Here is a 14,312-nt window from a genome sequence, read left to right on the forward strand (position 1 = left end):
CGGGTGGTTGCATCCCCGTCGTGACCCGAACCCTGCCGTCCGCCCGGGTGGCGCCCGGCCTGGTGCGGGCCCCGCGCCGGGGCGGCGTCCCCCCGGAGTGGGACGACGCCGCGCTGCGGGTGCTCGCGCACTCCGCCGGGCCGCTGCGGGTCGTCGGCGGGCCGGGCACGGGCAAGACGACGCTCCTGCTCGCCGCGGTGGCCGCGCGGGTCGCGGCGGGCGAGGACCCGGCGCGCACGTTGCTGCTGGTCGGCAGCAGGCGGGCGGCGGGGGAGTTCCGGGAGCGGCTGGCCGAGCACCCGGGCGACGGCGACCGCACGCTGCGCGAGCCGCTGGTCCGCACCGTGCACTCCTACGCCTTCGGGGTGCTGCGCCTGCACGCCGCCCGGCACGGCGACCCGCCGCCGCGGCTGCTGGCGAGCGCCGAGCAGGACGCCGTGGTGCGCGACCTGTTGGCCGGTGAGCTGTTCGAGGAGGTCCCCGGGTCGGGCTGGCCCGACCGGCTGCACCCGGCGCTGGGCCTGCCCGGGTTCGCCGCGGAGCTGCGCGAGCTGATCCTGCGGGCCGCCGAGCGCGGCCTGGGCCCCGACGAGCTGGCCGGGCTGGGCGAGGAGCACGACGTGCCCGCGTGGCGCGCGGCCGGGCGGTTCTTCCGCACCTACGAGCAGGTCACTCTGCTGCGCGGGGCCGCGGGCCGGGGCGCACCCCAGGCCACCGCGCCCGCGCTCGACGCCGCCGAGCTGGTCTCCGCCGCCCTCGACGCGCTGGCGTCGGACCCCGAACTCCTGGCCGCCGAGCGGCACCGCGTGCAGCACCTGCTCGTCGACGACGCCCAGGACCTCGACCCCCAGCAGATGGAGCTGGTGCGAGCACTGGGCTCCACCGCCCGCACCGTGCTGCTCGCGGGCGACCCCGACCAGGCGGTCCTGAACTTCCGCGGCGCCGACCCCACGGGGATGACCGCGATCGAGGCCGACACCGTCGTCCTCGGCACCGACCACCGCAGCGCCCCCGCCGTCCGCGCGGCCGGGGCCCGGCTGGCGGCGCGGCTGCCCGGCGCGGGGCCCGGCCGCCGGCGTACCGGGCCACCGGGGGAGGACGCGGCGGCGGGCGTCGTCGACGTCCGGATCTTCGCCTCGGCCGCGCAGGAGGCGGGCTGGGTGGCCGACCGGCTGCGCCGCGCCCACCTCACCGACGGCGTGCCCTGGTCGCGGATGGCGGTGCTGTCGCGGTCCACCCGCCGCTCGCTGCCCACGCTGCGCCGCGCGCTGCTGGCGGCGGGCGTCCCGATCGCGGCCCCGCCCGACGAGCTGCCCACCGCCCGCCAGCCCGCCGTGGTGCCGCTGCTGATGGTGCTGCGCTACGCCGCGCGCCCCGAGGACCTCGACGCCGACGCCGCCACCGCGCTGCTCACCTCGCCGCTGGGCTCGGCCGACCCGATGCGGATGCGCCGGTTGCGCCGGGGCCTGCTGCGGCTGCACGCCGGTGGTCCCGACGCCACGGTCGACGAGGGATCCGACCCGCTCCTCGTCGACGCGCTGCGCGCCGCGGCCCGCGGCCGGCCCGACCCGCTGGCCGCCCTCCCCCCGAACGAGACCGCCCCCCTGCGCCGGGTCGGCGCGCTGCTGGCGCTGGCCGGCGACGCCGTGCGCGAGGGGGAGAGCGCAGAGGAGGTGCTCTGGCGGGTGTGGCAGCGCTGCGGGCTCGGGCAGCGCTGGAGCGAGGCGAGCGCGCGGGGCGGCCCGGCGGGGGCCGCCGCCGACCGCGACCTCGACGCCGTCCTGGCCCTGTTCGACGCCGCGGCGCGGCACGCCGACCGGCTGCCCGGCGCGGGGGTCGTCGGGTTCACCGAGTACCTCACCGAGCAGCACCTCCCGGGCGACACCCTCGCCGCCCGTGCCCCGCAGGGCGAGGCCGTCGCCCTGCTCACCGCCCACGCCGCCCGGGGCCGCGAGTGGGACGTCGTCGCGGTGCCCGGGGTGCAGGAGGGGGCCTGGCCCGATCTGCGGCTGCGCGGGAGCCTGCTGGGCAACGAGCGGCTGGTCGACCTCGTCGCCGGGGTCGCGGGGCCGCAGGAGACGGTGTCGCGCACGGCGCCGCTGCTGGCCGAGGAGCGGCGGCTGTTCTACTCCGCGTGCACCCGCGCCCGCAGCACGCTGCTGGTGAGCGGGGTGCAGGGCGAGGACGAGCAGCCCTCGCGCTTCCTCGACGAGCTCGACCCGCTGCCCGCGGAGAAGTCGGAGCGGCCGGTGCACCGGCCGGGGCGTTCGCTGGTGCTCGCCGAGCTGGTCGGGGAGCTGCGCCGGGCCGTGTGCGACCCGGACGCCGATCCCGCCCGGCACGCGCGCGCCGCGCAGGGCCTGGCCCGGCTCGCCGAGGCCGGTGTGCCCGGGGCGCACCCCGACGACTGGTACGGGCTGGCCCCGCTCTCGGCGCAGGCCCCGCTGCGCGAGCCCGGCGAGGTCGTGCCGGTGTCGCCGTCGGACGTCGAGAAGATCCTGCGCTGCCCGCTGCGCTGGGTGCTCGAGCGCCACGGCGGGGGCGACGGCGGGGCGCTGGCCGCGGTCACCGGCTCGCTGGTGCACGCGCTGGTGCAGGCCGCGGCGGCGGGCACGGAGGCGGGGGAGCTGGAGACGGCGCTGCAGTCGGCGTGGGCCCGGCTCGACGCGGGTGCGCCCTGGTTCGGCCGCCGTGAGCTCACCCGCGTGCGCGCGATGCTGGCCGCGTTCGACGGGTGGGTGCGCTCCAGCCGCGCCGAGGGGCTGCGGCTGGTCGCGGTCGAGCATGCGGTGCAGCTCGACCTGCCACCCGACGAGGTCGAGGTCGGCACCGCGGGCCCGTGGCTGCGCCTCAAGGGCCGGGTCGACCGGCTGGAGGTCGACGCGCAGGGGCGCCCGGTCGTCGTCGACGTCAAGACGGGCAAGACGGCGGTGAGCGCGCGGGCGGCGGCCGAACACCCGCAGCTGGCGGTCTACCAGCTGGCGGCGGCGCTGGGCGCGTTCGGCGACCTCGTCGACGCCGCGGCCGGGCCGGGCGGCGCCCGCCTGGTCTACGTGGCCGACCGGAAGTCCGGCGGCGAGGCCAAGGAGCCCGTGCAGCCCCCGCTCGACGAGGGCGCGGTGGAGCACTGGCGGGCGGTGGTCCGCGACGCGGGCGGGCAGTCGTCGGGCTCGGTGTTCGTCGCCCGCCTGGGGCCCGACTGCGACCGCTGCCCGGTCCGCACCAGCTGCCCCGCCCACGGCGCCGGCCGCCCGGTCACGGAGGCCTGACCGGTGCTGCTCACCCCCCGCACCCTGGCCACCGCCCTCGGCGTCGACCCGCCGACCGACGAGCAGGCCGCCGTGATCTCCGCCCCCGCGCGCCCGGCGCTCGTCGTCGCCGGGGCGGGGGCGGGCAAGACCGAGACGATGGCGGCGCGGGTGGTCTGGCTCGTCGCCACCGGGGAGGTGCTGCCCGAGCAGGTACTGGGCCTCACCTTCACCCGCAAGGCCGCCCAGCAGCTCGGGGCGCGGGTGCGCTCGCGGCTGCGCCGGCTCGCGGGCTCCCGCCTGCTCGACGAGGTCGACCCCAGCGGGGAGCGCCGGGCGGCCGTGCTGGCCGGCGAGCCGACCGTGTCCACCTACCACGCCTACGCCGGGCGCCTGGTCGGCGAGCACGCGCTGCGGCTGCCCGCCGAGCCCGCCGCGCGGCTGCTCAGCCAGACGGCGGCCTGGCAGCTCGCGCACCGGGTCGTCAGAACCTGGGCCGAGGACCTCGACATCGATCGCGTGCCCGCCACCGTCACCGGCTACCTGCTCGCCCTGGCCGGGGAGCTGGGCGAGCACCTCGTCGACACCGACGCGGTCCGCCGGCACGCGGAGCGGCTGGTGGAGATCCTGTCGTCGGCGCCGCGGGGGAAGGGGCAGCGGGCCGAGCCGTCGCAGACCTACAAGCGCTGGATCGACGCCCAGCGGATGCGCCTGGAGCTGTTGCCCCTGGTGGAGGCGTTCGCGGCGCGCAAGCGGGCGGAGCGGGCCGTCGACTTCGCCGACCAGCTCGCCATCGCCGCCCGGGTCGCGCAGAGCCATCCCGAGGTCGGAGAGACCGAGCGCGCCACCTACCGCGCGGTGCTGCTCGACGAGTACCAGGACACCGGCCACGCCCAGCGCGTGCTGCTGCGCGCGCTGTTCGGCACCGCGCCCGGGGAGCCGGTGCGCGCCGGCGGACCGTCGGTCACCGCGGTCGGCGACCCGTGCCAGTCGATCTACGGGTGGCGCGGGGCGAGCGCGGGCAACCTCGTGCGGTTCCGCACCGACTTCCCCGCGGGCCCCGACGAGCCGGCCGACGAATTCGGCCTGCTCACCAGCTTCCGCAACCCCGCCGAGGTGCTGGCGCTGGCCAACGCGGTCTCCCAGCCGCTGCGGACCGCACCCGGGGCCGTCGGCGTCGGGGAGCTGCGGGCCGGATCCACCGAGGTGCGCGGCGACGTGCGGGTGGCGCTGCTGCCCGACGTCGCCACCGAGGTGGGGTGGCTGGCCGACGCGATCGCCGAGCAGTGGACCGGCGACCGCACGCCCAGCTCCGCGGTGCTCGTCCGCCGCCGCGCCGACATGGACGCCGTCGCCGACGCGCTGCGCGCCCGCGGGCTGCCGGTGGAGGTCGTCGGGCTGGGCGGGCTGCTCGACACCCCGGAGGTGCGCGACCTGGTCAGCGCCCTGAAGCTGGTGGCCGACCCGCTGGCCGGGCCGTCGGCGGTGCGGCTGCTCACCGGGGCCCGCTGGCGCCTGGGTGTCGCCGACCTCGCGGCGCTGTGGGCCCGCGCGCGCGAGCTGGTGCCGGGCCCGCCCCCGCGGCCCGGCCCGCGCAGCGCCGCCGAGCTCGCGGTCGGCGCGCTCCCCGCCGAGCAGGCCGAGCAGGCCGGGCTCGTCGACGCCCTCGACGACCCGGGCGACCCGGCGCGCTACACCCCGGCGGGCCACGACCGGATCGTCCGCCTGGGACGCGAGCTGGGGTGGCTGCGTGCCCGCGCCGCGGCGCCGCTCACCGACCTCGTCGCCGACGCGGAGCGCCTGCTGCTGCTCGACGCCGAGTCCGCGGCCCGCCCGGGCCCGGTCGGGCGCACCCACCTCGACGCCTTCGCCGACGTCGTCGCCGAGTTCGCCTCCGGCGCCGAGGTCGCCACGCTGCCCGCCCTGCTCGACTACCTCGACACCGCCGAGCAGGCCGAGGACGGGCTGACACCGGGCGACGTCGAGGTCGCCCACGACCGCGTCCAGGTGCTCACCGTGCACGCCGCGAAGGGCCTGGAGTGGCAGGTGGTGGCCGTGCCGCACCTGGTCTCGCAGGTGTTCCCCGGCCGCAAGATCGGCGGCACCTGGCTCACCGACCCCTCCGAGCTGCCGGTGGCGCTGCGCGGTGACGCGATCGACCTCCCCGGCCTCGACCTGCCGGGCGACGGCGACCGCAAGCAGGTCGAGAACGCGGTGAAGGCCCACTCCGAGGCGCTCGACGAGCGGCGGCTCACCGAGGAACGGCGCCTGTTCTACGTCGCGCTCACCCGCAGCGAACGGGTGCTGCTGGTGTCCGGGCACCGCTGGCCCGCGGCGGGCGACCGGCCGCGCGAGCCGTCGGAGTTCCTGGAGCAGATCGCCCGGGCCGTCCCCGACGCGGTCGAGCAGTGGGCCCACCCGCCCGAGGACGGTGCGGCCAACCCCGCGGTCGTCGACGGGCCGGGGGTGCCGTGGCCGCTGGACCCCCTCGGCGACCGTTCCGCCGACGTGCACGCCGGCGCCGGTCGGGTCCGCGCGGCGCTCGCGGACCTCGCCGCCGCCCGCGACGCCCGGGCGGCCGCGGCCGACCCGGGCTCCCAGCTCGAACTGCTCGACCCCCCGGCCGCCCCCGCCCCGGCTTCCCCGGCGCCGGTCGCCGACGCGGCCGCCCGCCGGGCGGGCCCCGCGGACCGCCACCCCGACGACCCCGGCCCCGACGACCCCGGACCCGACGGTGACGGGGTCGACGGTGACGGGGTCGACGGTGACGGGGTCGACCCGGACGACCCCGAGGGCTGGGCCGCGGACGTGGAGGTGCTGCTGGCCGAGCGGGCCGCCGCCCGTGCCCGGCCGACCGTGGCGCTCCCGGCGCAGCTGACGGTCAGCCAGCTCGTGGAGCTCGCGGCCGACCCGGCGATGCTGGCCGCCCGGCTGCGGCGCCCGCTGCCCCTGCCCCCGAACCCGCACACCCGCCGCGGCACCGCCTTCCACGCCTGGCTGGAGCAGCGCTTCGGCGCGGCCCAGCTGCTCGACCTCGACGAGCTGCCCGGCGCCGCCGACGAGGGCGCGGGCCCCGACGACTCCCTCGTCGAGCTGCAGGAGGCCTTCCTGGCGAGCGAGTGGGCGGATCGGCGGCCGCTGGAGGTGGAGGTGCCGTTCGAGACCGTCGTCGCCGGGGTGGGCGTGCGTGGCCGGATGGACGCGGTGTTCGCCGACCCCGGCGGCGGCTACACCGTCGTCGACTGGAAGACCGGCAGCCTCCCCGACGACGCCCGGCTGCCGGCGCTGTCGGTGCAGCTCGCGGCCTACCGGCTGGCGTGGGCGGCGCTGGCCGGGTGCGCGCCGGAGGAGGTCCGGGCCGCGTTCCACTACGTGCGCGCCGACGTCACGCTCCGCCCGGCCGACCTGCTCGACGCCGACGGCCTGCGCGCGCTGCTGGAAGCGGTGCCTACAGCAGGGAGTCCAGCTTCGTGACGGTGTTCCAGTTCCGGGCGGTCACCGTGACGCCCAGGTGCTTCTCGGCGAACGCGGCCAGCGGCGGCGCGGCGAGCAGGCCGTCCGGGCACCACTGGTAGAGCACCCGCGGCCCGAGCGCGGCCCGTTCCGGATCGAGGGCGACGACGTCGTGCGCGGCGAGCAGCGCGGGGTCCGGCGTCGCCGACAGCACGTGCGCCATCATCCGCGACCCGTTCGTCGCCACCTCGGCGAACGGGTTGCCGTCGACGATCGCGCGCAGCTCGCCCGCCGTCAGCACGATGGTGCGCACCTCGAACCCGAAGCGCTCCCGCAGCGCCGCCTCGATGCGCGGGGCGTGCTCGCCGTCGGGGCCGGTGACGGTGGCGTTGCCGCTGTTGAGGTGGGTGCGGACAGCGGTGAAGCCGAGCCCGGCGAGCAGCTCCCGCAGGTCGGCCATCGCGAGCCGCTTCGCGGTGCCGACGTTGATCCCGCGCAGCAGGACGGCGAACCGGGTCATGCGGGCCACCCTAGGACCGGGCCGCGCCCCGGTGTCCGGCAGAATCGGGGCGGTGACCAGCGGGCCGCACGCCGCGCCCCGCGTCGACCCGTGGGTCCGGCTGCTGCGCCACGAGTACGTGCTGGCCTGCGCCGGGGGCGTCGCGCTCGCCGTCGTGATGACCTGGATCGCCCCGCCGGTCGCGCTGTGGCTGCTCACCGCGGGGGAGCGCTGGGACGGCGTCGCGAACCCGGTGACGACGATCGCGGGCGACCTGGGCGACCCGACGCTGCAGGCCTGGCAGGTCGCCTGGACCGGGCACGCGCTGCTCGCCGACCCGGGGAACCTGTGGCACACCAACGCCTTCTTCCCGGAGCGGTACGCGCTGGCGTTCTCCGACAGCCTGCTGGGCTACGCGCCCGCCGGTCTGGTCGGCAGCGGGCCTGCGGCCGCGGTGCTGCGCTACAACGTGCTGTTCGTGCTGGCGTTCGCGCTCGCGTTCGTCGGCCTCTACGCGCTGGTCCGCCAGCTCGGCGCCGCGCGGGTCGCCGCGGTGGTGGCCGCGGCCGCGTTCGCCTACGCCCCGTGGCGCTACGGCCACACCGGCCACCTCAACGTGCTGTCCACCGGCGGCATCCCGCTGGCGCTGGCGATGCTCGCCCGGGGGCACGGGTGGTCGCTGCGCCGGGGGTACCGGCCGGAGCTGGTCCGGCCGGGCTGGGCGGTGGCCGGGTGGCTGGTCGTCGCCTGGCAGGTGTCGCTGGGCTTCGGGCTGGGGCTGCCCTTCGGCTACGTGCTGGGGGTCGGGGTGCTGGTGCTGTTGGTGCGCCGCGCCGTCGCGGGCGGCGCCCCGGTGCCCGCGGCGCTGTGGCGGGCCGACGCCCTCGGTGCGGCCGCCGCGCTCGCCGTGGTCGCCGCGCTGGTGTACCCCTACACGCAGGTGCGGGCCGCGTTCCCGGACAGCGTGCGGTCCTGGGAGTACGTCGGGGTGTTCTCGACGCCGCTGCGCGGGCTGCTCGTCGCCCCGGCCGAGTCGCTGGTGTGGCGCTCGTGGCACGGCCCGGCCCGCGACGCGCTGGGCTCGGCGGTGAACGAGAAGGCGCTGCTGTGCGGGTACGTGCTGATCGGGCTGGCCGCGGTCGGCCTGTTCCGCTCCGTGTGGCCGGCGCGGGCGCGGGCGCTGCTGGGCGTCGGAGTGCTGGTGAGCGCGCTGCTCGCGCTGGGCACCGAGGGGCCGCTGTACCGGGTGCTCTACGACCTCGCCCCCGGCTTCGACGGCATCCGCACCCCCGGCCGGCTCGTGCTGTGGACCTCGCTGCTGCTCGCCGTGCTGGCCGCCGGGGCGGTGACCGCGCTGCAGGAACGGCTCGCCGGGGAACGCCGGCCGGTCGCGGTGCTGCTGCTCGCACCGCTGACCGCGGCCGTCCTGGTGGAGGGCCTGCCGCTGCTCGGGCACCCGGTCGTGCCGCCCGCGCCGCCCGCCCTGGCCTCGGCCCCCGCCCCGCTGATGGTGCTGCCCACCGACGTGCTCGTCGACAACCGCATCCAGCTCTGGGGTACCGACACCTTCCCGGCGATGGTCAACGGCGGCAGCGGCCAGTTCCCGCCCCGGCAGGCGGAGCTGCGCGAGGCGATGCGCACCTTCCCCGACGCCGCCGCTGTCGAGGCGCTACGCCGGATCGGGGTGCGCAGCGTGGTGGTGCTGCGCGAGGAGGTCGCGGGCACCGACTACGCGGGGGCGCTCACCGGGCCGACGGCCGGGCTGGGCATCACCCGCCGCGAGGTGGGCCGCGACGTCGTCTACGACCTGGCGGGCTGAGCAGGCGCGGCGTCGCGGCGCACCCGCAGGGCCCACATCACGAGCAGGATCTGCAGCGGCAGGCGCCCGTAGGCGACGGCCTGCTCGGCGGCGGACCGGTCCGACCAGTCGATCGCCATCTTGACGTTGGCCGGGAACACCGCGACGAACAGCACCGCCGCGGCGAGCCCGCCCAGGCGGCGGGTCCGCGGCACCGCGACGGCCGCGGCCACCCCCAGCTCCGCGACCCCCGAGGCGTAGGTCCAGAACCGGGCCGGGCCGGGGAGCTGCTCGGGCACCATCGCGTCGAAGAACGCGGGGGCGACGAAGTGGGTGACCCCGGCGGCGGCGAGGAATCCGGCGAGGACGAGTGCGGCACGCGAGGTCACACCGCTGATCGTCGCACGGGTGGCTCGGGCTACCCTCCGCGCGTGAGGAGCGAGGGGCGCCGCAGGCCGGTCGCCGACCCGTCACTTGTCGGGCCGGTGCGCATGCCCGATTCCACGGTGACGCCGCTGGTGTCGCTGCTGCGCAGGCTGCTGATCGCCCTCGGCGCGCTGACCGCCACCGCGCTGATCGTCTACTTCGGGCGCGACGGGTACCTCGACAACAACTCCGACGGCGACCCGATCAGCCTGGCCGACGCCTTCTACTACGCCACGGTCTCGGTCTCCACCACCGGGTACGGCGACATCGTCCCGGTCACCGACGCGGCCCGGCTGTGGACCACGATCGCGGTCACCCCGCTGCGGCTGATCTTCCTCATCACGTTCGTCGGGACCACCGTCGAGCTGCTCACCGAACGCTCCCGGCAGTCCTTCCGGATCGAGCGCTGGAGGTCCAGGTTGCGCGACCACACCATCGTCGTCGGGTACGGCACCAAGGGGCGCGCCGCGGTGGAGACGCTGCTCGGCGACGACAAGTCGGCCGACGAGATCGTCGTCGTCGACACCGACCGGGCCCAGCTCGACGCCGCGTCGGCGCTCGGGCTGGTCACCGTCACCGGCAACGCCACGCGCTCGAGCGTGCTGCGCATCGCGGGCGTGGCGCACGCGTCGGCGATCATCGTGGCGACCAACCGCGACGACACCGCCGTCCTGGTCACGCTGACCGCGCGCGAGCTCGCCCCGTCCATCCGGATCGTGGCGGCGGTGCGGGAGTCGGAGAACGTGCACCTGCTGCGGCAGTCCGGCGCCAACTCCGTCGTGGTCTCCGCGGAGACGGCGGGCCGGCTGCTCGGTGCGGCCACCACGAACCCGAACGTCGTCGAGGTCGTCGAGGACCTGCTGACGCCGGACGCGGGCTTCGCCATCAGCGAGCGCGAGGTCGAGGAGTCCGAGGTGGGCGGCTCGCCGCGGCACCTGGGTGACATCGTGCTGGCCGTGGTGCGCGGCGACGACCTGTTCCGCGTCGACTCCCCCAAGGTCGACTCGCTGGAACGCGGCGACCGCCTGCTCTACGTCCGCAAGGCCACCCCGCCCGACGACGAGGACTGATCCGCGGGCAGCGTCAGCTCGAACACCGCGCCGCCTCCGGGCGGGGGCTCGACGCACCGCAGGTCGCCGCCGCTCGCCCGGGCGATGCCGCGGGCGATGGCCAGGCCCAGACCGGCGCCGCCGTCGTGGGCGGTGCGGGACTCGTCCAGGCGCACCAGCCGGTCGAAGATCCGCTCGCGGTCGGCGGGCGCGACGCCGGGTCCGTCGTCGGCCACCCGGACCAGCGGGCCGGGCCCGACCCGCACCTCGACCGCCCCGTGGCGCTGCGCGTTGTCGAGCAGGTTGGCCAGCACCTGGGCCAGGCGGGCGGGGTCGGCGTGCACCGTGACCGGCGTCCCGCTCACCTCGATGTCGCGCCCCGGCGCCCGCAGCCGGACCCGGTCGACCTCGGTGCGGGCCAGCGCCAGCAGGTCGACGGGCTCGGGCCGCAGCTCGATGCCGGCGTCGATCCGGGCCATCGCGAGCAGGTCGTCGACCAGGCGCCCGGCGCGGTGGCTCTCGCGCAGCAGCAGCAGGTGCAGGCGATCGCGCTCCTCGGCGTCGAGCCCGGGGGCGACGGCCGCCTCGGCCACCGCCTGCACCCCGGCCAGCGGGGTGCGCAGCTCGTGCGCGGCGTCGGCGACGAACCGGCGCGTGCGGGCCTCGGAGTCCCGCGCCTGGCGCTCGGCACCCTCCAGCGCGTCGAGCATGTCGTCGAAGGCGGCGGCGGTGCGGCCCAGCTCGGTGTCGGTGCGGTCGGGGGCCAGGCGACGGCCGCGGTCGCCGCGGGTGATGGAACGGGCGAGGGCGGTCATGCCGTCGAGCGGGGCGAGCGCGACGCGGGTCGTCACCAGCGTCACGATCCCGGCGACGGCGAGCGCGCCCGCGCTGAGCAGGAACAGGGTGCGGCGCAGGCGCTGCTGCGCGGCGGTGACCCCGTCGTCGACGGCCACCAGGGTGAGCTGCGAGCCGTCGGCCAGCGGCAGCCGCAGCACCCGGTCGTCGGGCCCGCGCCCGGGCCGCCCGCGCCGGTCGCCGAAGACCTCGCCGTCGGCGGCGACGAGCACCGCCCGGATCCCCGGCGCCTCGACCCGCCGCGCGATCTCCGCGGTGTCTACGCCGCGGGTCACCAGCTCGCCGGCGAGCGCGGCCCGCACGGACAGCTGGTCGCGCAGCTCGGCGCGGCTCTGCGCGGCGAACACGACGTCGGTGAGCACGCCGAGGACGAGCAGCACCGCGGCCAGCACCAGCAGGCTCGACGCCGTGACCCGCGCCCGCAGCGACCAGCCGCTCACGGCTCCGCCCGCAGCACGTAGCCCAGGCCGCGCACGGTGTGCAGCAGCCGCGGCTCGCCGAGCTTGCGGCGCAGCGCGGAGACGTGCACCTCGACGAGGTTCGGGTCGTACTCGGTGTAGCCCCAGACCCGGGTGAGGATCTGCCCCTTGCCGACGACGCGCCCGCGCTGGGCCGCGAGGTAGTCCAGCAGCCGCAGCTCGGTGGCCGTCAGCTCGATCGGCACCCCGGCGCGGCTGACGGCCCCGGCCGCGGCGTCGACGAGCAGGTCGCCCACCTCCACCGTCGACGGCGTGCGCCCCATCCGCCGCAGCACCGCGGTCACCCGTGCGAGCAGCTCGGCCAGCGCGAACGGCTTCACCACGTAGTCGTCGGCGCCGCCGTGCAGGCCGCGCAGCCGGTCGTCGACGGCGTCGCGGGCGGTGAGCATCAGCACCCCGGCGTCGCTGTGCCGGCGCACGACCTCCAGCAGCGCGAACCCGTCGCGGCCGGGGAGCATGACGTCGAGGACGACCAGGTCGGGGCGGAAGGCCTCCAGGTCGCGTTCCAGCGCGGCGCCGTCGGCGCGGCCCGCGGCGTGGAAACCCGCCCCGGTGAGCCCGGTGAGCACGGCCGTGCGGATCGCCTCGGCGTCCTCGACGACCAGCACCCGCGCTCCCACGCCGCCATCCTGCCCGCCCGACGCTGAAGATCGGCTGAAGGAGCCGCCGCCTTCAGGTTCCGGTCAGGTCCGCCGCGCAGGCTCGGTCCGACCGACGACCCGAGGAGCCCCGATGACCACTCCCGAGACCCCCACCCGCCGCCGCCCGCGCGGGCGCACCCTCGTGATCGGCGCCGTCGTGCTGGCGGTGCTGGTCGTGGCCGCGGTCGTCGCCGCGCTCGTGCTGCCCGGCGGCGGCCCGGGCCGCGACGGCGACCGGCGCGGCGGGCCGCCCGGGATCGGCCTCACCGGTGGGTTCGGCGAGTTCGACGAGCTCGGACCCGGTGGTGACCGTCCGCGGGGCCCGCGCGGGGGCGGGTGGCCGGGGGACGACCCCGTCCTCGTCGGGTCGGTCGTGTCGACGGCGCCGGGCTCGATCGTCGTCACCCCGGACGGCGGCGCGCCGCGCACCCTGCGCACCGACGACGACACCCGGGTCCGGGGCGGGGGCAACGCCGCGCTCGGCGACCTGGCCCCGGGGGAGCGCGTGGTGGTCCGCGTCGAGGGCACCGGTGACGCGGCCACCGCCGTCGGGATCCTCGCGCCGCAGGCCCGGGTCGCGGGGACCGTCACCGCGCTGACCGGCACCGCCGCGACCGTCGTGGCCGTCGACGGGCGGACCGTCGACGTCGACGTCGCCGCGCTCGGGCAGCAGCCCGCCGTCGGCGACGTGGTGGTGCTGACCGGCACGTTCGCCGACGGGACGACGCTGGTCGCCGACGGGGTCCGGGTCCTGCCCCGGGCCTCCTAGGGCCGCAGCAGCCGCTGCCGCACCACCGTCGCCGCGGCGGCCCGCAGCGCCCCGCCGGGGCCCAGCGCCGACAGGCGCACCTGCACGTCGGACCGGTGCACGACCCGCTCGCAGAGCCGGTCGTGCACCGCCGCGCGCAGCGCCTCGCCGAGCCGGGGGTAGATCCCGCCGAGGACGACGACCGGCACGTCGAGCAGGTTGACCGCGCCGGCCAGCGCCACGCCCAGGGCGCGCGCGGCGGCGTCGAGGACGTGCGCGGGCAGGGCGTCGAGATCGGTGGTGCGGCCCGCGCGCAGCAGCGCGTCGCGGCCCGCGACCTGCTCCAGGCAGCCGTGCCCGCCGCAGCGGCAGTTCGGCCCGTCTGGGTCGACGACGACGTGCCCCAGCTCGCCCGCGCGTCCGCCCGCCCCGCGGAACAGGCGCCCGCCCAGCACGATCCCCGCGCCCACCCCGACCCCGCCGGAGACGTAGAGGGCGTCGGGCGGGCCGTCGGCGAACCACAGCTCGGCGAGCGCGGCGAGGTCGGCCTCGTTGGCCGTGGTCACCGGCAGGCCGTCCAGCAGCGGGCCGACGTCGGCACCCGACCAGCGCGGCAGGTTGGGCGCCCGCACCACGATCCCGTCGGTGCCGACGACGCCGGGCACCGCCACCGCCACCCCGGCGACGTCCAGCCCGGCCTCGGCGCGGACCGCGCGGGCGAGCTCGGTCGCCCGGGCCAGCGCGACGCCCGGCGGGGCGTCACGGTGGTCCGAGGCGGCCCGGGCGGTGGCCCGCACCGCGCCGGTGAGGTCGACGACGCAGGCCGCGACGTGGTCGACCTCGATCTCGATCCCCAGGCCCGCGGGCCCGGACCGGTTGAGCTGCAACGGGTTCGCCGGCCGCCCGGGGCCGCCCCGGGCGGCCGCGAGCTCGTCGAGCAGCCCGGCGCCGAGCAGCTCCTCGACCAGTGAGGACACGGTGCCGCGGGTCAGCCCGGTGCGGGCGGCGATGGTCGCCCGCGAGACCGGCTCGGCGTCGACGACCTCCCCGAGGACCAGCGCGAGGTTGTGCCGCCGGACGTCGCCGCCCGCGGCGCGGGCACCGGACTCGCGCACG

At 78.0% G+C, this 14,312-nt stretch carries 10 protein-coding genes; 5 read left to right on the forward strand and 5 right to left on the reverse strand.

Annotated features, from left to right (window positions below; translation table 11 throughout):
- Window positions 1–20: 20 nt before the first annotated feature.
- A complete protein-coding gene (locus tag PHY01_RS22340; protein ID WP_246086079.1) occupies window positions 21–3,269 on the forward strand; it encodes an ATP-dependent helicase in 3,249 nt (1,082 codons plus the stop codon).
- Window positions 3,270–3,272: 3 nt separating this feature from the next.
- Window positions 3,273–6,722, forward strand: coding sequence for an ATP-dependent helicase (locus PHY01_RS22345; RefSeq protein ID WP_141281545.1), 3,450 nt, complete (start codon window positions 3,273–3,275; stop codon window positions 6,720–6,722).
- Here PHY01_RS22345 and PHY01_RS22350 read toward each other — a convergent pair.
- On the reverse strand, window positions 6,697–7,221 hold the full coding sequence (locus PHY01_RS22350; protein WP_141281547.1) for a DUF1697 domain-containing protein: 525 nt from the start codon (window positions 7,219–7,221) through the stop codon (window positions 6,697–6,699). The two genes, PHY01_RS22345 and PHY01_RS22350, sit on opposite strands and share 26 nt — an antisense overlap.
- 52 nt (window positions 7,222–7,273) lie before the next feature.
- Between PHY01_RS22350 and PHY01_RS22355 the strand changes: the two genes are divergently transcribed.
- Window positions 7,274–9,019: a hypothetical protein gene (locus tag PHY01_RS22355; protein WP_141281549.1), complete on the forward strand. Its 1,746-nt coding sequence runs from the start codon at window positions 7,274–7,276 to the stop codon at window positions 9,017–9,019.
- Here the strand turns inward: PHY01_RS22355 and PHY01_RS22360 are convergent.
- Entirely contained in the window at window positions 9,001–9,387 is a 387-nt protein-coding gene (locus tag PHY01_RS22360) for a DoxX family protein (RefSeq protein ID WP_246086080.1), read from the reverse strand. The two genes, PHY01_RS22355 and PHY01_RS22360, sit on opposite strands and share 19 nt — an antisense overlap.
- Window positions 9,388–9,489: 102 nt before the next feature.
- Here PHY01_RS22360 and PHY01_RS22365 point away from each other — a divergent pair, with 102 nt between their 5' ends.
- Entirely contained in the window at window positions 9,490–10,494 is a 1,005-nt protein-coding gene (locus PHY01_RS22365; protein WP_141281619.1) for a potassium channel family protein, read from the forward strand.
- Here the strand turns inward: PHY01_RS22365 and PHY01_RS22370 are convergent.
- Together PHY01_RS22370 and PHY01_RS22375 are read right to left on the reverse strand one after the other, a co-directional pair.
- Window positions 10,455–11,768, reverse strand: a complete 1,314-nt coding sequence (locus PHY01_RS22370) for a HAMP domain-containing sensor histidine kinase (protein ID WP_141281553.1) — start codon at window positions 11,766–11,768, stop codon at window positions 10,455–10,457. The genes PHY01_RS22365 and PHY01_RS22370 overlap by 40 nt on opposite strands.
- Window positions 11,765–12,427 (reverse strand): response regulator transcription factor, encoded by a 663-nt coding sequence (locus PHY01_RS22375; RefSeq protein ID WP_141281555.1) that lies wholly within the window; start codon window positions 12,425–12,427, stop codon window positions 11,765–11,767. The genes PHY01_RS22370 and PHY01_RS22375 overlap by 4 nt, the downstream gene beginning before the upstream one ends.
- A gap of 112 nt (window positions 12,428–12,539) precedes the next feature.
- Between PHY01_RS22375 and PHY01_RS22380 the strand changes: the two genes are divergently transcribed.
- The gene (locus PHY01_RS22380) at window positions 12,540–13,217 is read left to right on the forward strand and encodes a hypothetical protein (protein WP_141281557.1); all 678 of its coding nucleotides are present in this window, start codon (window positions 12,540–12,542) and stop codon (window positions 13,215–13,217) included.
- Here the strand turns inward: PHY01_RS22380 and PHY01_RS22385 are convergent.
- On the reverse strand, window positions 13,214–14,311 hold the full coding sequence (locus PHY01_RS22385) for an ROK family transcriptional regulator (protein WP_218030285.1): 1,098 nt from the start codon (window positions 14,309–14,311) through the stop codon (window positions 13,214–13,216). The two genes, PHY01_RS22380 and PHY01_RS22385, sit on opposite strands and share 4 nt — an antisense overlap.
- Window position 14,312: the final 1 nt, after the last annotated feature.

Origin of the sequence: Pseudonocardia hydrocarbonoxydans (assembly GCF_006539565.1) — a bacterium.
In the GTDB taxonomy this organism is placed as follows: Bacteria; Actinomycetota; Actinomycetes; order Mycobacteriales; family Pseudonocardiaceae; genus Pseudonocardia; species Pseudonocardia hydrocarbonoxydans.